Origin of the sequence: Shewanella nanhaiensis (genome assembly GCF_019457885.1) — a bacterium.
Classification (GTDB): domain Bacteria; phylum Pseudomonadota; class Gammaproteobacteria; order Enterobacterales; family Shewanellaceae; genus Shewanella; species Shewanella nanhaiensis.
In genome coordinates this window covers 1-20,320 of sequence record NZ_JAHZST010000007.1, presented here as the reverse complement: position 1 = coordinate 20,320, position 20,320 = coordinate 1, and the positions used below count along the sequence as shown (strand labels likewise).

At 42.2% G+C, this 20,320-nt stretch carries 17 protein-coding genes; 10 read left to right on the top strand and 7 right to left on the bottom strand.

Features of this window, described 5'->3' with window-relative positions:
- Positions 1–78: 78 nt before the first annotated feature.
- The 3 genes from K0625_RS11270 to K0625_RS11260 are packed head-to-tail and all read left to right on the top strand — an operon-like array spanning position 79 to position 2,273.
- The gene (locus K0625_RS11270; RefSeq protein WP_220109790.1) at positions 79–414 is read left to right on the top strand and encodes a hypothetical protein; all 336 of its coding nucleotides are present in this window, start codon (positions 79–81) and stop codon (positions 412–414) included.
- Complete coding sequence (locus tag K0625_RS11265; RefSeq protein ID WP_220109789.1) at positions 404–655, top strand: hypothetical protein; 252 nt, start codon at positions 404–406, stop codon at positions 653–655. Before K0625_RS11270 ends, K0625_RS11265 begins: the two co-directional genes overlap by 11 nt.
- Before the next feature lie 40 nt (positions 656–695).
- Positions 696–2,273 carry a PepSY-associated TM helix domain-containing protein gene (locus K0625_RS11260; RefSeq protein WP_220109788.1) on the top strand — a complete coding sequence of 526 codons (1,578 nt, stop codon included), beginning with the start codon at positions 696–698 and terminating at the stop codon, positions 2,271–2,273.
- 68 nt (positions 2,274–2,341) lie between these two features.
- Here the strand turns inward: K0625_RS11260 and K0625_RS11255 are convergent, their stop codons facing one another.
- The 3 genes from K0625_RS11255 to K0625_RS11245 form a co-directional block, all read right to left on the bottom strand.
- Positions 2,342–2,899, bottom strand: coding sequence for a hypothetical protein (locus K0625_RS11255; protein ID WP_220109787.1), 558 nt, complete (start codon positions 2,897–2,899; stop codon positions 2,342–2,344).
- A 289-nt stretch (positions 2,900–3,188) separates the two neighbouring features.
- Positions 3,189–5,333 carry an LruC domain-containing protein gene (locus K0625_RS11250; protein ID WP_220109786.1) on the bottom strand — a complete coding sequence of 715 codons (2,145 nt, stop codon included), beginning with the start codon at positions 5,331–5,333 and terminating at the stop codon, positions 3,189–3,191.
- A gap of 173 nt (positions 5,334–5,506) precedes the next feature.
- Positions 5,507–6,151: a hypothetical protein gene (locus K0625_RS11245; RefSeq protein ID WP_220109785.1), complete on the bottom strand. Its 645-nt coding sequence runs from the start codon at positions 6,149–6,151 to the stop codon at positions 5,507–5,509.
- A gap of 539 nt (positions 6,152–6,690) precedes the next feature.
- Here K0625_RS11245 and K0625_RS11240 point away from each other — a divergent pair.
- Positions 6,691–7,350, top strand: coding sequence for a hypothetical protein (locus K0625_RS11240; RefSeq protein ID WP_220109784.1), 660 nt, complete (start codon positions 6,691–6,693; stop codon positions 7,348–7,350).
- A gap of 211 nt (positions 7,351–7,561) precedes the next feature.
- On the opposite strand, the gene K0625_RS11235 is transcribed toward K0625_RS11240, so the two are convergent.
- Both K0625_RS11235 and K0625_RS11230 read right to left on the bottom strand, forming a co-directional pair.
- The gene (locus tag K0625_RS11235) at positions 7,562–8,032 is read right to left on the bottom strand and encodes a hypothetical protein (protein WP_220109783.1); all 471 of its coding nucleotides are present in this window, start codon (positions 8,030–8,032) and stop codon (positions 7,562–7,564) included.
- A 66-nt stretch (positions 8,033–8,098) separates the two neighbouring features.
- Positions 8,099–9,181, bottom strand: coding sequence for a M35 family metalloendopeptidase (locus K0625_RS11230; RefSeq protein WP_220109782.1), 1,083 nt, complete (start codon positions 9,179–9,181; stop codon positions 8,099–8,101).
- A 326-nt stretch (positions 9,182–9,507) separates the two neighbouring features.
- Here K0625_RS11230 and K0625_RS11225 point away from each other — a divergent pair, with 326 nt between their 5' ends.
- The 3 genes from K0625_RS11225 (at position 9,508) to K0625_RS11215 (ending at position 16,120) form a co-directional block, all read left to right on the top strand.
- Entirely contained in the window at positions 9,508–13,980 is a 4,473-nt protein-coding gene (locus K0625_RS11225; protein ID WP_232847050.1) for a response regulator, read from the top strand.
- Positions 13,977–14,882 carry a diguanylate cyclase gene (locus tag K0625_RS11220; protein WP_220109781.1) on the top strand — a complete coding sequence of 302 codons (906 nt, stop codon included), beginning with the start codon at positions 13,977–13,979 and terminating at the stop codon, positions 14,880–14,882. Before K0625_RS11225 ends, K0625_RS11220 begins: the two co-directional genes overlap by 4 nt.
- 89 nt (positions 14,883–14,971) lie before the next feature.
- Positions 14,972–16,120: a response regulator gene (locus K0625_RS11215; RefSeq protein ID WP_220109780.1), complete on the top strand. Its 1,149-nt coding sequence runs from the start codon at positions 14,972–14,974 to the stop codon at positions 16,118–16,120.
- A gap of 39 nt (positions 16,121–16,159) precedes the next feature.
- Here K0625_RS11215 and K0625_RS11210 read toward each other — a convergent pair whose 3' ends face one another.
- A complete protein-coding gene (locus K0625_RS11210; protein WP_220109779.1) occupies positions 16,160–17,155 on the bottom strand; it encodes a lipid A deacylase LpxR family protein in 996 nt (331 codons plus the stop codon).
- A 244-nt stretch (positions 17,156–17,399) separates the two neighbouring features.
- Here K0625_RS11210 and ohr point away from each other — a divergent pair, with 244 nt between their 5' ends.
- Positions 17,400–17,822, top strand: a complete 423-nt coding sequence (ohr, locus tag K0625_RS11205) for an organic hydroperoxide reductase Ohr (RefSeq protein WP_220109778.1) — start codon at positions 17,400–17,402, stop codon at positions 17,820–17,822.
- 21 nt (positions 17,823–17,843) lie between these two features.
- Complete coding sequence (locus K0625_RS11200; RefSeq protein ID WP_232847049.1) at positions 17,844–18,245, top strand: DoxX family protein; 402 nt, start codon at positions 17,844–17,846, stop codon at positions 18,243–18,245.
- A 76-nt stretch (positions 18,246–18,321) separates the two neighbouring features.
- Here K0625_RS11200 and K0625_RS11195 read toward each other — a convergent pair whose 3' ends face one another.
- A complete protein-coding gene (locus tag K0625_RS11195; protein ID WP_012324152.1) occupies positions 18,322–18,882 on the bottom strand; it encodes a CBS domain-containing protein in 561 nt (186 codons plus the stop codon).
- 324 nt (positions 18,883–19,206) lie between these two features.
- Between K0625_RS11195 and K0625_RS11190 the strand changes: the two genes are divergently transcribed.
- Positions 19,207–19,791, top strand: coding sequence for a hypothetical protein (locus K0625_RS11190; RefSeq protein ID WP_220109776.1), 585 nt, complete (start codon positions 19,207–19,209; stop codon positions 19,789–19,791).
- The last annotated feature ends 529 nt before the right edge of the window (positions 19,792–20,320 follow it).

Below are 20,320 nucleotides of genomic sequence, written 5' to 3'. Positions count from 1 at the left end.
ATTGTAAATTCAGTCGATATTGAGGGAGAAAATGTTAGGCTTACTAGTTGTGTAAATGATAATTATTTGTATATAGAAATGAATATTGTAATTGGAACTGCTGTGGTTGTGCTCTGGATGGGGTGCTTAGCTTTGCTACTGTGCAGTAAGCATCAGCGATTATTAAAAAAGCCTTTGAGCAAAGAGGCGTCGACTTTGGGCTTTGCTACCTCTTTTATGTTGAGCATCTGGTTACTGATGGCTGAATATAATTTAGTGGCCGCCAGCTTAATGGTATTGGTGTTCACCCTGGCTATCTGGCTTAGTCAGGTGTTGTTACTCGGTCATGTGAAGTTAAAACTTGCTCCCTTTAGTTGCGTTAATTTGGCCTTTTGGTTAGCTGTGGCTCAGTTGGGGGGTCAGCATGTGGTCTAAAACCTTTGCCGCACTATTTGGTGGTTGTCTTATCTCTATCTCGCTGATGCTAAATCTCAACTACCTATTACCGCTTGCAGTCGACACTCGATTGTTTGTGGGGTTATTGATCTCGTTTCCGCTCTGGGTTGGAGCCATGATTTGGTGTTATGCCAGTGATTCAGCTTGGCATGCTTGGCGTCGTTGCGGCGGTTTACTGCTTATCTCCATTAGTTTTAATACTCTGTTTTTTCTCAGATAAGAGCTTGTAGACCATAGATTTCTCACTTTAGAACATAATTATGAATAAACAATTTTTAAAACGAATTACCGAAGCGCACAGTTGGTTGGGATTAATTATCTCTGGTTTGCTGTTTATCGTATTTTTTACTGGCTCGATAAGCTTGTTTCGTAATGAGATAGCCCTTTGGTCTATATTGCCACACCATGCTCCAGCACAAGGTGAGCCACTTCCCGCCAGTGAGATCATGCAGCTCGCCATAAAAGATTATCCTTTCAATGCAAAAGAGCATTTAACCTTGGTTTCCCCCACCTTAGCATTTCCTTTTTATAGCGCCTATGTGGATATTATTTTGCCGGAAGGCACCACCTCTGATATTGATTATGTGGCATTACTGATAGACCCAGTATCTGGGAAGACGGTGGCGAAAATTGATGATTTTTACTTGGCAGAGTTTCTCTATCACCTGCACTACAATCTCAACATTCCCTATGGCAGCTATATTATCGGTTTTGTAACTCTGTTCTTCTGCTTCGCTTTGGTCTCAGGTATCTTTATTCATGCACGTAAGCTTTTCAGGCAGTTTTTTCTCTACCGAACTGGAGAGGGAAAGCGCGATCAGTTACTGACGATGCACAACCTGATAGGTGTTATGACTCTGCCTTTTACCTTGATGTATGCGATCACAGGCCTCATTTTTAACTTAGTGATTATCTATCAAGTCGCCTTTGCCCTGGTGTTGTATAAGGGAGATCAGGAGGCATTATTGACTGATGCGGGCTACACACAACCTAAGCCTGAATGGCTGGGAGAACCGCTTGGTAGTCAAGATGAGATAGATAAATTACTGGCACAGCATGTTCAGGACTTTGGTCAAGATGCCGCGGCCATTCGCCTCTACAACTATGGTGATAAGAGTGCTCTTATTCAGATCTATGGCAATGTTTCTGGTGAGTTTGTTGGCCCCGTTGAACAGGTGTTCGCACTGGATAATGGTGAGGTGATTTTTTCCAAAACTCCGACCTCTCCCAACATGGTAACAACAGGTCAAACGGTTCTTGCGACACTGCATTTTGGGGATTATGCCGGTATTGATTTAAAGCTTATCTACTTTCTATTAGGTATGGGAGTATGTGTGCTGATCGTGAGTGGTAACCTGCTTTGGGTTGAGAAACGTATGGAGCAGCGGCACTTTTCAGTCAAGCAGACTGCAGTGGTAAACAGCATTACCTTAGGAACGACTATGGGGGTGATGTTAGCCACTGCTGTGGCGTTTTTATTTGAGCGCCTATTACCCATAGATCTGCTTGGTCGTGAGAATGTGATGATAGCAAGCTTTGTTATTACATTGGGACTCTACATGGGACTAGCGTGGTTTATCTTAGATAAAAGTAGGCTGCTGTTTATCTCTTTGGTGAGCACGGGGGCTGTACTTTTACTGGTACTGTTTAGCGATTTTGTTCTCTTTCACCATCAGATTGTCAACCTGCTTAGTTTAGGAATATTTAGTGTCGCTGGCGTGCAAGTAGGGTTAGCTTGTACTGCAATTTTGTTTATCACAGTGGCTTTTTCACTGTTTAACAAGAAAGCACCACCGCCGATTCTTGCCGAAGCGAATAGTGAACCTGAGTTGGCCTAAAACAGACTATATGCTAGTAACAAATCAGTAAAAAGCGCGGATTAAATCCGCGCTTTTGTTTACTTGGGTTAATTTAACGTAAGTTGTTGCTGCTCGAGTTCTGCGTCATATTGCCAGAGTTGGTAACTGGGCTCACTGCCATCGTAAAACCAAAGTACGGCAAGCATTTGACCATTGTGGTTTGCCACCTTGATGTCTGCGTTGAGCTGACCATCGATAAGCGGGCCACGGTAACGGCAAGATTCAAAGTTCACCTCATAGCTCATGTTGCTGACGCTATAGTCATCGCAAAGTGAAAAATAGGCACGCTTATTCGAGTTAATGTCGATGGAGATCATCAGTTGAAATACTGCTTGCATGGCATTATCGGCCGCGACAACTAAGTCGTCTAAAGATGTAGGCTCAGGGGCTGGCTCAGGATCTGGGTCCGGCGTTGGCGTTGTAGTTGGGGGAGTGGTTGTAGTTGGTGTCACAGCCCCCGTTGCCGCAGCAGGCTCAGAACCTTCATCTCCTCCTCCGCCACCTCCACATGCCGTTATGCTTGCAAATAGCAGGACGAGTAAGCATGTTTTGCCAGTCTCAATGCAAGATATTAATGCTTTGATAAGATCATTGAATGTTGTCATCTCTAGCTCCTTACCTTCAGGGTTATACCAATCAGTATAAGTAGTTGATCTACTCAGAGTGTTTTTTGGCAAACTAATTCAAGGCGAATGAATGATAGAATGGTTGTTCCCTTGTGAGTTCATTCAACGCAGAAGTAGGCAGCCAAAAACACTCCTTACAGGCGAGTTTTAGCGGTGCTGATGCTGCGTTAACGAGCTTGACCGTAGAATAACTATGCTCTTCACTCGTTGCCTTGCCTCAAGACCGCTAAACTCTCGCTGAGCGATCAAATCTTTATACTGATTGGTATTAATCTTGGAAGATCAATTGTGAATTGGCATTTTGGTACCAGTTTTTATTGGTATCACCTGTACTATCTGCTGCAAAATCGAGAAACTCTGGGTAGGTAATATCTAGTCTTTGTCTCTCTGCTGGGTGTTGCCAAGTTTCAGGGATCTCCAATGCCCAGCTCATCCCATTTTCATTCAGGAAGTATTGCCTGGAAGCTGGATCTGATCTGTCTTCTCTTGCACCAAAGTAGGCGGTGGAAAACTTATCTGTCGGCGCTTTATTTTTCAGGTGAATTTCGAGTTTGCGTCCAGGTAGCTCACCAACCACATTCTTGGCAGCTAAGCCATGATCGGTACCAGGGGTTGCAAAGATAAAGGGGTCGTAGGGAAATTCTGGCATATCTTCAACTGCCACTGGGTTTTCAAAGGGCACCCGCATTTTCCATGTAGTGCGGTAGTTGGTGCCACAGCCGGTTTCAGTTCTCAGATAGTTACAGCCTGTCGCTAAGCTAATATGATCCCAGAGATCTTGGGTGAAGATGAGCACGGCATTAGTCTGACCCGATTCAAGTGGCGATGTGCTTTGATCGACCTCATCGATACTCCACTGGATGGCGTCCTCTTTCACATTGCCCATGGCGATATCGTGCAGCTGAATGGCGAACCCGTTATGGTAGGCCGCTCCCATTGCGGCTAACTTAGCCTCAAACTCCACCCTGATCACTTGACCACTCTTGATATACTCAATCAGTCTGAGATTAAAGATAACATCGTTCATGTCGTAATCTTCCTGATCTGGATAGAGGTCCTCATAAGCAACAGAGGTGTAGCCAAAGGATGAAGGGTAGTAGTTTATGGTGACTTGAGCTTCGGTAACCGTGACTTGATGATCTTCAACCTCGCCATCCCCCACGCCGCCTGTTGGACCAATATCGGCTAAGCTGCTATAGCGGAACCTAGCCCATGTTTGTCCCGCTTTTCCCCAAGTGGGAACATCTAGACTTACTGTGTTACTGCCTGGGGAGAGTGCTTGGCCGCTGATAGCTTGCTCGTCATCATCGAAAACGCCATTATCATTCCAGTCGAACCAAGCATTGAGATAACCGCCAGAACCTGTGGCGGTGACTAAAATGATGGCAGATTCGCCTAGCTCAAAACCGGTCGGAAAACTTACACCATCTTCGTCGTCATTGCCGTCACTGCTGTCATCGGAGAGCGGAGTTGGGTAACCGCTGGATTCATTATCGACACCGGAACCAAGGTAAAAGTTATCGATAATTGAGTGCCTTGCACCGTTTGAGGACATCAAGGTTTTATAGCTGTCTGGTGCATCGCCAAAATCGACATTATCTCCGATAGGAACCTCGGCCAAGGCGCAGCGAGCCCCATCATTACTCGATGAAGAGGGACCATAAGCGAACAGCTCGCCACTAGGCTCAGCATCACCCACATTGATACGATAAATCTTACCGTCGCTGTTGTTACTGATATAGAGGATGCCATCAGGGTCGAAGAACTGTGCCCCAAAGGTGAAGTTTGAACCGGAGGAGACCAGAACTGTACCTAGGTTTGTTGAGGCTGCGGTGAGTGGGTCTATCTGCAGTAAATTGCCATTGGCACCATTACTGATGGCATAGATATAGCCATCGGTTGGGTGGAATGCAAAGTCGGTAATGTTGTAGCTGGCATTGGTTTTACTGCCACTGACTAAGGTCATGTTGTAGTTGTTGGGATCATCTAGAGGAATGGTAAATAAGCCTTTGTTTTTCTTGTACCCATACCAGACGTTTTCATCAATGGCGATATCACCAACAAAGAAGTTTCCTGCCGCAGCAGCATCAGCATCTTTTGTGACGGTTAGTGGATTAATTTGGTAGTCGTTGCCTGTTTTTCCAAGTGTGCCGCTTTGATAATCCCAGCCATAGATATAGTTGTCATGGTAGTTAAACCCCACACCGTTATAGGATTTAGTGGTTCCCATATCTGCCGAGGATTCAACATAGCTACCTGTTGATAGCTCTACTGAGTATGCTTTGGGGACTGATGAAGGAGTTTGTATGATAAAGGCTTGAGTGGGACAAACCTCAAACTCAGTAGCCCAACTGTTGCCTTGGTAAAGTAAGATACCACTCGTGATCAATATTAAGTTTTTTATATTTCTCATTGGGCTTCCTTAATCCATTAACCTAAGTGCTTAATGAATTGCAGGGTTTATGCCAATAAAAAAATAGCTTTAATACAGTTGGTTAAGATTGTTTATGTTTAGTTGGGCAAGTTTGTTTGCATACTGCAAGTCAAGTTGCAGATTAAGAACGGTTAATCTGCAACTGAATTTTATCAAGTGTTGGTGTAGCTGATCCATTCATGGAGCTCACGGGGATCACCGTAAGTCTTCATCCAACGGATAAAACTTTGAGGACAACGAGTATGCAAGTTTAACTGGCACCAAGCATCAAGTGCAGCTTGTGTGTTGTAACCCTTTACATAGGCATCATAAGCTTTTTCAGCATGACGCCAGAATATGTGATCGATTCTGCCTCGTTCGGCTAAGAAGGGGTGATCGCCTTTAGGTTGGACATGTTTACGTACATGTTGGCTGAGATCACTTAAAATTCTCTGAAGGATATCGGCACCTATCTCCTCCATGGTTAACTCATCAATCAGTGCTATATCACCGCCAACGATTAAATTAACTCTTTCAATTAAGTAATCTGTATTGATTGATATCGCTAAGTCGTAGGCAAACATATCCAACTTAGCAAAGATCCTATCTCGGTACTCCTCTTTAGAGAAGCGCTGCTCTTTAATCGCTTTATTGTAGTCTCTGACTTTAGGGTGCTTGCTGATGAGCTCCTTTTGCAATAAAGGGTACTCACTAAGTTGCTCCTTTGGGAGTAGAGAGAGCAGGTCAACTAGATCAGAGGTATTGACCATTAGACTTCCCAATTCAGCTTTGGCTTTTGGAGATAATTTTGTTGTCATTTCAGTCTTATAGCCCTGTGAGAAGTTGTAATAATATTACTCGTTTCAAAGAGGATGTGAAACCAGTTTCTCTCGTATTTAGGGGGGAATCACTAGAAGTCACTATGAGGATGTGTGTTTTTTAGTAAAGCTTGTCTTGCCATAGTTGTGTTAGTGAAGTGTGACGAGATAGAACCTCCTCGTATAGTCACCTTTATTTTCTATCGAGTTACATCTGCTATTTTAAGCTAGCTTAATTAGAGGAAAGTTTTGTAAAAGTTTATGGACTCTCTGACGCCATGGATGGCCCCATTATTTTATCGATGTTTATCAAGCCGAACTTATGTTCGGCTTTTTTATGCTCCAAATTTACCACTTGGTTGTTTGCAAGGCTGTACTTCTAATACTCACTAACTCTCTTAATGATGTGTAGTAAATCGCCTCTATTTACCATGGCCATATCTTAACGGGAAAGGTGGTAAGCACCAGTTTCGTTATTGAAAATTAAAGTTGCTTTACTGCAGCTTTCACTATCAGAGAGTAACCAGAGAGAATTTACGATGAAAAAATTAGTATTAGCGTGTGTATTAGGTTCAATGTTTGTAGCTTCAGCCAATGCAAGTGAGTTTACCATTAACCCTATGGTCGGTGTTTCGCATAACAAGACGATGAGTAGTAATGCTGTTGTTGGCCTTGAAGCTGGTTATGACAACTTTTTAGTTGGATATACCTATTCAGGAGCTGAAAAAACTAATGGAGTTGATGAGCGCTTCGATATGGTTTTCCCTGGAGGTTATGATGCCCTCAGCGTTAAGGGAAACTCAAAGCATGATTATAAAGCCCATACATTATACCTTGGTTACCAGTTTAATATGGGGGCTGGTCAGTTAGCATTAAAAGCTGGTGCGGAGCTTTCTAAGCTTAAATCAAACGGTGTTTACACTTTTGATACTTCATTCCCAGGCTCTGAAGGTGAATATAGTGAATTTGATTTCAGAGCAAATAGCAATAATGTCATTAAGCCGATGATTGGTGTGGGCTACTACATGGATAATGGTTTGAACTTTAACCTTCACTATACTTATCATGGCGGTAATAGAAATATGAAAGGAGCCGGGACAGCGCTTGATTCTCAAGGCGCAGAAACACGCTCTGTCTCATATGCCTTATCTGACAAAGACTTCAGTACAGTGATGTTCACCGTAGGTTACCGCTTCTAATTAGTAGGAAGCCTTTAGCTAAAACGCCTGTTCTGGGCGTTTTTTATTTTCAGCCCTTCAGGGGGCTTCCTTAAACTCAATTGGGCTTATTGGTGCTGCAACATTGATATTAGGTGGAGCCTTTATCTGCAATGCAGTGGCATAAACTCAGGTAGTACTGATGAGCAGGTATTTCTTACTGTGATTAACGAGGGGGCTAATAACGGCCTGTTTATAAGTTGATCTGTATTTTTGGACATGTGAGTTCAAGAGTACTGTTTTTTAGCTTACTTTCTGCTAGTGGAGTGAGCAAAATGGGGGATATTTCTACTGTGTATTCTCCGTTATTTAATTTAAAAGCTTGAGTCAGCTCTAGCTCAACTTGAATATTATCTCCAGCATTGAGAGTTAGGTAGTCCTCTTTATCTGGTTCACCCCTTTTCATCAATGCACCTTCATAGGGAATTTGGACTCCTTGATGTGTGATATGCACAAATTCACTGAACCAAGCGTCGAATGGTGTTTTCCATTGGAGAAACCTCCAAGACTGTTCACTTGGATTGTGGAGGGTAAAGAGGAGTCTTGCTTCATTACCATGCTGAGTGAGCTTGCATTGAGGGAACATTATAGCTCCTGCTTTGGCCGATAATGGTGACAGGTAGATGATTGAGGCCGCTAGCATTAAAATGATCACTTTTTTCATATTAGGCTCTGCGGTTAAAAAAGGGCAGAAAACTCTGCCCAAAGACAAGTAAGCTATTAGTGTAACTTAATTTAAGTTTGGTGTATTTTCCGCAAAGTATTCATGGCTATCTGCATTTTGAATTGCTTGTGCTGGATTGCTTACCGCTAATGATTTAGCACCACTTTGACCATAAACAATATCATCGGTACCAGCGACAACGTTGAAATGACTCATCTCGTGGATGATTGTACCACCTTTAGAATCTGTTCCTGTGGTTGGTGCAGACCAGAAAGCGCCACACATATAGATTTTGTAGGGCTGAGTTGGATAGACATAAGCGAAATATTTTTTCTTACAGCTACAGTCTATAGTTAATGATTCATTATTAAGCGCGCTGTCTATTTTACTGAAATTATTGCTGACGGTGTTCCAGCGGGATGAGTTGTAGTCGCCAAACCAAGTGCTGTAACGAAGTGAGTTACTGTTATTACCATTGAGGTGCTGATTAGCATCGGCTGACATCTCTTTAGCCGCATCTAACCCTGCAAGAATGTCCGTTTTTTGTGAGTTACTGCAACGACCGGTGAAGGTGACTCCATCGATCTCGCCACCACCATCTCCACCACCTGGTTTGCCCTTATTCGTGCCTTGCTTTAACTCTCGCCCCTCAAGGTAGAAGCTTGTGGGTTGCGAATGTATTCCCTCTATTCCGAGACGTGCTAGCTTTTTTGCTTGTCCTGGGTTCGGTGAGAACAGTTGTAAAGAGCTGACATCATAGCTGATCTCATATTCTGCCGTTGAGCTCATATCATAGAGGGATGATAGCTCAACGTCATAGGAGATACTTTCGCCTGATTTTAACTTGATATAGTCATCTTTTGTTGGTGCCTGACGTTTGTAGTGTGCGCCTAAATATTGGCGTTTCTCACCGTTAGCGGTAACTTTAAACAGGGACTCTTCAACACCATCTGCAGCCGTATACCACTTTAATAGCTTTACAGGAACATGCTCCTCATTTGTTAATGTGACTTTTACCACCACATTATCACTGTTTTTATAGTCTTGTTGGCTCATCTCAAGTGTTGCGTTTATGCCATCAGCTAAAGCGGAACCACTCAATAAAGCTGTTGCGACAGCAATTGCACTCAGTGCTTTTTTTGTACTCATATAACATATCCTCAAGGTCTGAATTTTATTGTGTATAAGTATTGTTTTTATTTTGTTTTGTAAGTGTTGCGCACGTGAGTTTAATCAGATCTGTTTATGAAAGGCAAATATCGTTGATTTTTATTCGGCACTGATTGTCAATCTAAGAGCTTTCTTCTGCGATAAAGAGTGCAGTTCTTATCGGTTAGCATCTCACTTAGTTTCTGTTTTTTGTCATTTTTTAAAAAGGCCTTAAACCGAGCAAATGTGGAAAATTCCAACGGCTCAACTAAGCTCATAGTGAATAAAACCTCTGCTTGGTAAGCTATGCTGGTCGTGTTGAGGAGATGGTTTTAGTTGCTAACTACCTTAGGTGCCGATTCTATATGGATGAGATCTCGACCAAGCAAACTAATCAGGGTAATAGAAAATACCGTTCATTGAGTTTAAGTCTTACTTTATGGTTTCTTGTACTGTCATTGATCCCACTTATCGGCGTTTCATTGTTTAGTTATGAACAAGCTAAGCAGAGCTTAATAAGTGCAGCTGAAGATGAGTTAACCCAATCATCGAGTTTTACAACTCAGGCTATTCAAAGTTGGTTTAACTTGCGCCTGCAAGACTTACAGGTAGAAGCTGAGTCCAAACCGATGTCGAATATGTTGCTCTCTCTGAGAGCGGGTTTAACCTTAAGTGAGCTGTCACTGGCTCACTATGTAAAAAGTGCTGATTGGCATAAGCGAGCAGATATTCATCAAAATCATCTGACTACTCTAGTTGAGCAGTATGACTATATTAATGATATCTATCTTGTCGATACCGATGGAAATATCCTTTACTCCGTTGGCAAGCAGGCTGATTTAGGGGAAAATGTTTTTAGCCCAGCGATTAGATATAGCTATTTTTCAGCCAGTATTCAGGACTCGTTAAACACTGGAGAGGTGAGCTTTTCCAGTATCGAACGTTATCAGATCTCAGATATTCCTATCTCTAGCTTTATCACCTTGTCGATGTCTGATAAAGAGGGTAAATCAATTGGTGTTTTTGCTATTCAGTTACAGCTAGAACAGATCTTAAAATCGTTACACTCCTCGGTAAGAGCTGGAAGCTCATTGACCCATTATCTGGTCGATGAGAATGGTTTACTGCTTTCACCTATCAAAGATAACTGGGACGAAGTTACCGTTAAGTCTATCGTCACCGCTCAGTTTAATGCTTGGCTTGCGAATCGATCTAAAGATGTCTTCGAACCTACCTCTGAACAGGCCAAGAATCTTCACAGTAATCTGTCTGCATTTGAGTACATGGGACCTGATAATAAACTGGTTATAGGTCTGCATCAGGTGGTGAAACTAGCTAATATTGACTGGATCTTGGTCAGTGAAGTGGATCGGGATGAGGCTTTAGGAGAGATTAGTTGGCTTGCAAGAATGACCCTGCTAATGCTCTTTTTAACAACTTTAGCTGTTGTTTTATCTGCTGTTTTTGTGTCAAAAAAGATTACTGAACCAGTAAAGAGACTGGCTAAAGCTAGCCTTGATGTTACAAATGGCGGCAGAGTTGAGCCTATTAAAATAGATAACAATAATGAGATCTCCCAGCTGATTGATGCATTCAATGAGATGTTACTGACAAGAAACTCCTATGAAGACTCCCTATACCATGCCAAGAATCAGGCTCAAGAGGCACTAAATAAACTAGAAGATCAAAAGTTTGCGTTAGATCAGCATGCTATTGTTGCGGTGACCAATTTAGCTGGGGATATTACCTATGTTAATCAGAGGTTTACTGATATTAGCGGTTATCAAGAGGAGGAGTTAATTGGGAGGAATCACCGACTACTTAACTCTGGCCGTCACCCGAGATCGTTTTTTATCCAGATGTACAGTGTGATCACTAAAGGGGAGGTATGGAGTGCTGAGATCTGTAATCGGGCTAAGAATGGGAGTTTCTATTGGGTTGATACTACCATAGTGCCCATGACCAATAGTGATGGGAAGCCGGAGAGTTATGTGGCTATTCGTACTGATATCACGACCAGAAAACTTGCGGAGATAAAAACCAAAGAAGCACTCTCTCTAATGCACTCCATGCTTGAGTCAACTGATAACGGCATTCTAGTGACAAGCTTGGACGGTAAGATCCTGCAGTTTAATGAAAGCTATGCCGAACTATGCGATATCGAGGTGAAAACAGGTTTGGATCATAGGGAGCTTGAGCTTAGAAATAGGAGCAAACTCATCGCTCATGATGGCTTTATCGATAAAATAGAAACTCTATACAGTGAGCCTGATTTTGAAGGGTTCGATATCTTAGAGTTTAGTGATAGTAGAGTCTATGAGCGTGTATCTTTACCCATGAGATCTGATGAGGGATTATTGGGTAGGGTATGGAGCTTTCATGACATAAGTAAACGAATGAAAACCCAAAATGAGCTTATTCTAGCGAAAGAGGAGGCTGATCTTGCTGTTAAAGCAAAGAGTGAGTTTCTAGCCAGTATGAGCCATGAGATCCGTACGCCCATGAATGGTGTATTGGGGATGTTAGGTTTACTCAACAATACCCAGTTAACTGATTACCAAAAGCGTAGGGTCGGCATTGCACAATCGAGTGCCAAATCTCTTTTGACCTTAATCAACGATATTCTAGATTACTCTAAAATTGATGCTGGTAAATTAGAGTTGGAAAATTTGGATTTTAATCTGCGCGGCATGCTGGGAGAGTTTGCTGAAGGTATGGCTTTTCAGGCGCAAAATAAAAACCTTGAGTTAGTACTCGATCTTAAAGGGATCGAGCACTCAATGGTGACAGGGGATCCGAGCCGGCTCCGTCAAGCAATGACAAATCTTGTGGGCAACGCGATTAAGTTCACTGATAAAGGCGAAGTGTTAATTGAGGCCAGTTTACGTGATTGTGGTGATGGCTGGTGTTTCAAGTGCGTGATCACAGATACCGGGATCGGAATTGCCGCAGATAAGATCTCATCTCTTTTTGAATCTTTTAGTCAGGTTGATGCATCGACAACCCGCAAGTATGGTGGCACAGGATTAGGTTTAGCCATTGTTCAAAAAATCTGTCATCTGATGGGAGGAGACATCAGCATCAAGAGTGAGTTCGGCGTTGGTACCAGCATAGAGTTTGAAATAAGTTTAGGAAAAAGCGAAAGTTCTCAGTTAGTTGTTCCTAGTGCGAATATCGAAGAGTTGAATTTACTCGTGGTTGACGATAATGAAACCAACCGTGAAGTTATCATTGAGCAGTTATTGATTTGGGGGGCGAGTGTTGAAGGTGCAGCCAGTGCAACTGAAGCGCTAGAGCTGTGCGCCAAGAGAGATGAGAGCCTTAAACAAGCTCAGTTTGATGTCGCATTTTTGGATATGCAGATGGCGGATATCGATGGGGCTGAATTGGGTCGACGCTTAAAGTCTGATGACAGATTTAGCTCGATTAAACTCGTCATGATGACCTCTATGTCGCAAATTGGTGATGCCAAATTCTTTGCCGACCTTGGATTTAGTGCTTACTTTCCTAAACCAACCACAACCTCAGATCTCTTCGATGCCCTATCTGTCATTTCCGAAGATGGTGAGGCCTTACTTAAGGCTCACCCATTGATCACACATCATTACCTGCAAACATTAAATCATGGTGATTCTGGACCTCAAGAGCTTTCTGCACAGGTACGAATATTATTGGTGGAAGATAATTATGTAAATCAGCTCGTTGCAACGGGGGTTTTAGAGGACTTTAAGGTATCGGTAGATGTTGCTGATAACGGGGTTCAAGCGATTAACATGCTGTGTAGCGCTGGGGATACCCCCTATTCTTTAATCTTGATGGATTGTCAGATGCCTGAAATGGATGGCTATGAGGCATCGAGAGCGATACGAGAAGGTAAAGCCGGTGATACCTATAAACAGATCCCCATTATAGCGATGACGGCAAATGCCATGATAGGAGATAAAGAGAAGTGTCTCGATGCTGGCATGGATGATTATTTGGCAAAGCCGATAGAACCGGACAAGGTATTTTATAAATTAAATCAATGGTTATCTTCATCTAAAGGAAGTGAGAGTTCAACAGTTAAGGCGGCTTCAACCTCTCGCGGTGCAGGTCTTTTGAGAACGCCAGTTAAGCAAGAGTCAAATATTACGCCTGATACTCAATCGGCCTCTATAATTGATAATAAGATGGTTGAAAAAAATAGATTATGGGACAAGGATGGTTTGATGAAACGAGCCATGGGAAAAGAGGCTCTGTTTAACTCAATACTTCATCTATTTAATGAAGATATGCCCTCTAGAATGGAGGCGCTTGAGCATGCAATAACTGCCGATAATTTAGATGCAATAAGGCAAGTTTCCCACACTGTTAAAGGTGTTGCCGCAAATGTAGGAGGAGAGCTTCTTAAAGAGAAAGCCGCGATTATTGAGCTTGCGGCAAAACAGGGGGAGTTAAGTAAGGCAAAAGCAGAACATCCTGCTCTTATTCTTGCATACCAAGAACTAAAACAGGAGATCGATAAGTTTCAGCAAAGCTCAGAAACAGAGACGATGAAACAAGAGTGTTTATCCCATGATGAGGTTAATGGTCTCTTAAACCGACTTGATAAGTTGTTGGCAGAAGGTAGCTATATAAATATTGAGGAGTTCTCTGGGTTAAAGAGTGCGAGTCTGGAACAAGTGTTACAGTCTGAATTTGATCATCTTCTATTATTGTTAACCGATTTTGATTATCCCGCTGCGATCATCACCCTTAAAGAACTCAAAGCTAGACTGGCCAAGCTTGATCTGAACAGAGGGGAGATCTCTCGTTTATGAATGATAAAGCAACCATACTGCTAGTGGATGATACCCGCACTAATATAGAGCTATTGGCTGGATGCTTACAAAAACACTATAACTTAAAAGTTGCAATGGATGGCAAGCGTTGCATAGAGTTGGCTGAACGCGATCCTATTCCAGATCTTATTTTACTCGATGTGATTATGCCTGATATGGATGGTTACGAGGTTTGCCGAACACTCAAATCCAACCCATCAACAAAAGACATTCCAATTATTTTTGTAACCGGAAAAGACAGCGATAAGGATGAGGAGTTTGGCCTGCAGTTAGGTGCTGTGGATTATATCACTAAGCCAATCCGTCCAGCGATAGTAACAGCTAGAGTTGGGACTCAGATAATACTGAAACAACAAAGTGATGCGTTACGAAGTATGGCGTTACACGACCAACTCACCCGTTTATTTAATCGTCACTACCTTATTGAAGCTGCGAATAGTAAGGTCGCCAGAATTACTCGCCACGGTGGAACTCTCTCTGTAATGATGATCGATATTGATTATTTTAAGTTAGTTAATGATCAGTTTGGCCATCAGGGCGGAGATACTGTGCTCAAGGCCGTTGCAAATGTGCTATCTAGTGCTAATCGAAAAGAGGACATAGTGGCAAGGTTTGGTGGTGAGGAGTTTGTGATCTTACTCGATCATTGCTCTATCTCTGACGCTGATGAGAAAGCAGAGCAGTTAAGGAGCTCCATAGAGCATCTTCTTCCTGAGGGGATCTCTGTCACTGCAAGCTTTGGTATTGCCGAGTTGCAACCAGATGGAGAAGAGTTCGAACACCTACTTGCACGCGCAGATCAAGCCGTTTATTTAGCGAAAGAGAAAGGTAGAAATTGTGTCGTTCAGGCTGAAAAAGAGTTAGAAGTGAAAGAAAGTTGAGACTGGTTAATCCGATAGCCTTCGAGCAATGCTCATTATCGATAAATTTTTCAAAATTTCAATGATATTAAATATAGGGATAAGCGGCTATGAAGCAGGCTACAAGAATACTCGTTGTTGATGACACCGCTGTGAGTCGATTGATGTTAAGAGGGATACTTGAGGGGGAGTATGAGGTTTCTGAGGCTGAGAGTGGAGAAGAGTGTCTCGCCATAATTAACGAGAGCATGCCTGATTTAGTACTTCTTGATGTTGATATGCCTGGTATTTCCGGCTTTGAAGTCTGCGTGACTCTGAGAAAGGAGGCTGTTACAGCGCACTTACCTATTATATTTGTCTCTGGCCTGGACACGGTTGAGGAGCGACTCACGGGTTTTGAGGCTGGAGCTGATGACTATATTACTAAGCCAGCAGAGCCTGAAGAGTTACACGAGAAAGTGAATACATGTTTAAGTCAACAGCTTGCAGTAAGTCATGCTAAAGAGTCTGCATCTGAGGCGATGTCGATTGCAATGGAGGCGATGACAGTAAGTAGTGAGCTTGGTCAGGTTGTTCAATTTATCAAAGATGTGCAGTCAATTGAGCGAGCAGAAGATGTTGGTTTGGCGATGAACAATATTTTGCTGAATTTTGGTATGCATGCTGTTTCACGAGTAGATACAGGAGCCATTGTTTTTGTTGGTTGCAAAAAAGGTAGCATGGAAGCTGAGCTGCTCACCCGTTTTGCAACCCATAATGAACGAATATTAAGTATAGGTATCAGGACAATAATTAGGGACCCGCACATTGTATTACTGATTAAAGATATGCCATTAGATGATGAGAAACGTTGTGGCAGACTACGAGATCACCTAGCGGTATTGATGGATATTGCCAATGTACAATTAGCTAATTTGGCGGCCAGAGCAAAAATGCTAGGACAGAGACAGGAGATATTTACCCAAGTGATCTCCATGACAGAGAAGCAGATCCAGCAGACGTCAGAGCGACTTATTGCACACGATGAACTCTCTCAAGGTGTGATGAGAGGGATGCTAACTGAGCTGGAGGGGATGTTGTTTGGTTTAGGGTTAGAGGAAGATCAAGAGAAACAACTTATGGCTCTTGCCGATGAAACTTCGACTAAGCTGGAGGCTAGTCAGGGGCAGGGGGAGCTCGTTAATCAAGAGCTTGGGGCAATACTTGAATGTCTGTACAAGTTCTTTAATACACTTAATGAATCCCGTGAGCAAAGCTAACCACTGTTTTCACACATTGATGTAGTAAAGACTCGTTCGCTACAGGCTCCAGCTGAAGGTCAGTGAACCATACCCATGCCAGCTTTGTTTATCATTTTGATACTCCTGACTGTAGGAGTTAAAGCTCCAAGATATGGATCCGTTGGAATGTGACCAAATAATACCGCTCTTAACTCCATATTGTAGGTGTTCCAACATGAGGTGGGGATCATAGGGGAGCGAGCCCTCTAAGCTTAAATCATTGAATCTATAGCCAACAAAAGCTCTAGTATAGAATATGAAATTACTGAAACCTTTAGCGGAGGTGAGGTTGCCCAGATGACCACTATGTTGGCTTAGACGGCCAAAAGAGTGTTCTAGATCATTACCCCAACGAAACAGAACCCCGAGTTCAGTTTCAGATCTAAAGTTACCAGCCTGAGAGTGACTAAATCCACTCAGCTCCCATTGTGTCTTACCTGTAAAAGCGTGGTTAAAGGCATCTTTTCTCAACATCAAGGCATCGATTTCATAGGCTAGCTGTATCGTTACTTGGTTTTTAACTTGATATTGCCAGCCCAAGGGGGGTGAGGAGTCAGTGATCTTGTGGACGAACTCTTGAACTTGCTGAGCTCCTGATAAGGGTCCCATAACACCAAGTGATAGCCAGTTTTTCTGGGATAAATCCACTCCATAATGGGCTGTATGACTTTCAATCGTAAGCAGTCCTGCATAGGGGCGGTCATCTGGCTGAGGAGTTGCAATCTCAATTTCCGTTGGTGTCCACATCCTTTGGTTTAATTTAGCTCCCCAAGCTATCTCCCCCTCCACTTGATTAAATAGAAATAGCCTTTGCCATTGGAGCGGAGTGGTAAGTTTACTACGCATATCTTGTGCAGCGCTTTCCCAGCCTAAAATCATGCCATTGGTGTAGTTGCCATCACTGCCAAAGATAATGTCATTATCAAGCTGAAGGTGCCACTGTCCGCCATAGACTTGAGAGCAACACAGGAGAGAGCCGAACAATGAAATAGACCTTAAGTGGCAAATTCTCATTAAACCCAGCTCCTTATTTCTGCTCGGGGATTAATAGAGCTTATCTAACAAAGTTCTAAAGATACAAGCTGTTAAATGTGACGTTTTGTACCAGCGATAGCCAAACCAGATAGATGACTCATCATTTTAACTCCTCTATTTTGTAAACTAACTTGCGCGCAATTAATGTTTTCTGTACTCTAGCGGTAATTAAGTTGTGCACAATATAATTATCGTATTTAGAAATTCAAATATGGAGTTGAAGATGAAAAAACTATATGAAACAAGTGCTACGGCTAGTGCAGGAAGAAACGGAAAAGTATCAAGTGATGATGGTTTATTGTCGCTTGCATTAAGCTACCCTAAAGAGATGGGAGGGAGTGTAGAAGCAACCAATCCTGAGCAGCTATTTGCGGCAGGTTATAGTGCCTGTTTCTCTAATGCCATATTACATGTGGCTCGCGAGGTAAAAGTGCCATTAAGTGAGGCGCCGGTTACCGCTACTGTGGCAATTGGTGCTAAAGAGGAGGGAGGATTTGAGTTAACCGCGGCATTATCTATCACGCTTGAACTGCCTGAAGCGAAAGCTGTAGAGATCGTTAAGGCAGCTCATCAAGTATGTCCTTACTCAAATGCTATTAAAGGTAATATTGATGTTGTGCTTACCCTCAATGGTAAAAGTATCTAATAGGTCATGAGAGTCGATGATATGAAAGATAAGATAGCCTTAAACACCTCGTTGTTAACGAGTGGCAGAGTGCTATTGGCACTCTACTTTTTGTTACCTGGGATCATGAAATTTGTCAGCTGGGATATGCATATCACCCTGATGGCTAAGCATAATATGGTGATGATCCCACAATTGTTAGCCATAGCGGGTATGTTTCAAATCGCTGCGGCTATTGCACTGATATTGAATCGATATACTTTCATTGTTTCCTTGATGCTAGCTGGGTTGGTGTTAGTCATTAATGGGTCTTTGCATGATTTTTGGAACTATGGGGGAGTAGAAGCTGCCCATGAGATGCAAAACTTCATTAAGAACTTGGGGATCTTTGCAGGTTTACTTGTGCTAGCTGGGCACGCTAGGTGTGCGGCTCAAGTTGAGTAGTATGTTCATGTTCCTTGAAGACTAGACTAGAGTGTAAAAAACCACCATGAGGTGGTTTTTTTGTGCTTGAGAATCGTTAAATAGCGGCTTTAAAAATATGCATAAACGAAGGTGGCTGCTCGATATTAATCGGGACTTTAAGTTTACGCGCAACATCGTTTGCAGAAATTAACCCTCTAATATGGTGCTGCTGGTGGTCAATAACTAGAATATGGTGCAGGCCATTCTCCTGTAATGATCTGACAACGTCACTGACCTTGGCCGACGTTAGTTGTTCATAGTCCAGTGATTGCAACTCCTCTCTTGGCACCATCATATCTGTGACCAGTAGCTCATCAAGATTACTATTAAACTTGTTGGCCATTTTTACCATTTTACGATGCAATAACTGATGTTTAGTGATCACCCCTAAGAATCTATTTTTTCCATCGACGACTAGGCGCATAAAAGCATGGGTCTTTTCCATTATCTCAGAGGTTTTGACTGCACTGGTTTGGGAGTCGATAACCATAGGTTGGGAGTGGTCAAAGTCAGTAAATATAGAGAGTGCAGGTGAATTGAGTTGAGTGATGTCATTGTCGGTTGACCAGAGTAGGTGATCGACAGAGGCTGTATTAAAAAGTTCTAAGTTTCTCATTTTTGTTATTCCTTAAACTGCAAAGGGTGTAGGGAAGTTGTCACTTCTTAGGTTCGTTTGAGGTAAGTTGATCATCGTTGAAATCAGCAGTTAGGCGAAAGGCCCCAAACGTAGAATCAACTACCAAGTTAGTGCAGTCAAAGCAAGCGAGTCAATCACATTAATGACAATTAATTTATGTATAAACAATTGATGCAATTGTTAATATTTTTAACCATTGATAGTTTGTGGGAACTCTTTAAGTCATATCTATGTCACAGTGCTACGTTATTTTAAATTGTAGTTTCAGCTAAAAACTAAAAGCTCAAAGCTAGCAGGGAAGATATGATGACAGAGATCCAATATGAGTTAGATGGTAAGTCCATTGAAACATTGCAGATGTTGGTAGGTTTAGAAATTTACTTAATTACTCAATCTGCAAACTTGCATCTTAGTCAAGGTTACGAGAGCAGTCTCTCTTCTCTCTATTTTAGGGGGAGTTCAGGATTTATCGAGATGAGTAATGAGTGGCATACCAGTCCTGATGGGCATGATTTTCATCTACCTAAATTTAGATTGTTGCAGAAACCTGGTGAAATTGAATACTGTGAACATGATAACTCTGTCGGCCCGTGTTCAGAGATAAAAATGGTTGAAAATAGTAGTGCCATTATCGAAACCGTAGAGGTTTTGAGTCTTAGCTGCAGATTTGCAGTTGGAGATAAAACTAGCAATTTAACTTTGTCAGATGAGGTTCTCACCTACGACTGGGGGATCAATATCAGATTGTCTGATGGCAGTTCTGTTTCTATTACAACGGAAGATGATTCAATTTTAGGTGAATTTATTATCTCACCGAAGGCGATGGAGCCATATCGCAAAGAGGGTATGAGTATAGAGCAACTTGATATTCGATTAAGACTAAATTAGGTCACTGAATTATGGGGGAAACGGTTGATATAGGCTCGAACTTTCTGTTGGCTTTTTTTTAGAATTGGTGGATGAGGCGGGGCTCTACCTTGCGTTTTACTTGATTGTTTTTGTTGTGCTTATTGTTTGGTGCTTTCTTTTGGTGTTACAGTGGGTGTTACGTTTGTTTGAGTTGAAAACCTTTTGGTAAGAAATTAATTAGATTATTTTTAAAATTGGAAAGTACAATTGTAAATAGCTTAAGAACACTGTTTGCTTTTAAAATCTGTTAATGTGGGTTGCTATATTTTTACTATTGCTGCTCGGTAATTGAGTGCAGGAATTCAGTTCTATTCTGCACAAAAATTATGAGATAGTAGCCAATATTTCTTAACCACTACTCCTCAACAGGGCTTGGTAAAATGTGGTAAGCCCCTAGTTTTCTAGACACTTCCTAGTTTCTCAAAATACTGCTTCTCGAACTTCATCGGAGACAGTCCGTTATTACTACCATGATGTCGCACTGGATTATAGAAATATTCGATATAGT

Excerpts from the sequence above, each read along its gene's own strand:
- K0625_RS11270 (WP_220109790.1), top strand. The coding sequence starts at position 79 with ATGAATATTGTAATTGGAACTGCTGTGGTTGTGCTCTGGATGGGGTGC.
- K0625_RS11265 (WP_220109789.1), top strand. The coding sequence starts at position 404 with ATGTGGTCTAAAACCTTTGCCGCACTATTTGGTGGTTGTCTTATCTCT.
- K0625_RS11260 (WP_220109788.1), top strand. The coding sequence starts at position 696 with ATGAATAAACAATTTTTAAAACGAATTACCGAAGCGCACAGTTGGTTG.
- K0625_RS11255 (WP_220109787.1), bottom strand. The coding sequence starts at position 2,899 with ATGACAACATTCAATGATCTTATCAAAGCATTAATATCTTGCATTGAG.
- K0625_RS11250 (WP_220109786.1), bottom strand. The coding sequence starts at position 5,333 with ATGAGAAATATAAAAAACTTAATATTGATCACGAGTGGTATCTTACTT.
- K0625_RS11245 (WP_220109785.1), bottom strand. The coding sequence starts at position 6,151 with ATGACAACAAAATTATCTCCAAAAGCCAAAGCTGAATTGGGAAGTCTA.
- K0625_RS11240 (WP_220109784.1), top strand. The coding sequence starts at position 6,691 with ATGAAAAAATTAGTATTAGCGTGTGTATTAGGTTCAATGTTTGTAGCT.
- K0625_RS11235 (WP_220109783.1), bottom strand. The coding sequence starts at position 8,032 with ATGAAAAAAGTGATCATTTTAATGCTAGCGGCCTCAATCATCTACCTG.
- K0625_RS11230 (WP_220109782.1), bottom strand. The coding sequence starts at position 9,181 with ATGAGTACAAAAAAAGCACTGAGTGCAATTGCTGTCGCAACAGCTTTA.
- K0625_RS11225 (WP_232847050.1), top strand. The coding sequence starts at position 9,508 with ATGGTTTTAGTTGCTAACTACCTTAGGTGCCGATTCTATATGGATGAG.
- K0625_RS11220 (WP_220109781.1), top strand. The coding sequence starts at position 13,977 with ATGAATGATAAAGCAACCATACTGCTAGTGGATGATACCCGCACTAAT.
- K0625_RS11215 (WP_220109780.1), top strand. The coding sequence starts at position 14,972 with ATGAAGCAGGCTACAAGAATACTCGTTGTTGATGACACCGCTGTGAGT.
- K0625_RS11210 (WP_220109779.1), bottom strand. The coding sequence starts at position 17,155 with ATGAGAATTTGCCACTTAAGGTCTATTTCATTGTTCGGCTCTCTCCTG.
- ohr (WP_220109778.1), top strand. The coding sequence starts at position 17,400 with ATGAAAAAACTATATGAAACAAGTGCTACGGCTAGTGCAGGAAGAAAC.
- K0625_RS11200 (WP_232847049.1), top strand. The coding sequence starts at position 17,844 with ATGAAAGATAAGATAGCCTTAAACACCTCGTTGTTAACGAGTGGCAGA.
- K0625_RS11195 (WP_012324152.1), bottom strand. The coding sequence starts at position 18,882 with ATGAGAAACTTAGAACTTTTTAATACAGCCTCTGTCGATCACCTACTC.
- K0625_RS11190 (WP_220109776.1), top strand. The coding sequence starts at position 19,207 with ATGATGACAGAGATCCAATATGAGTTAGATGGTAAGTCCATTGAAACA.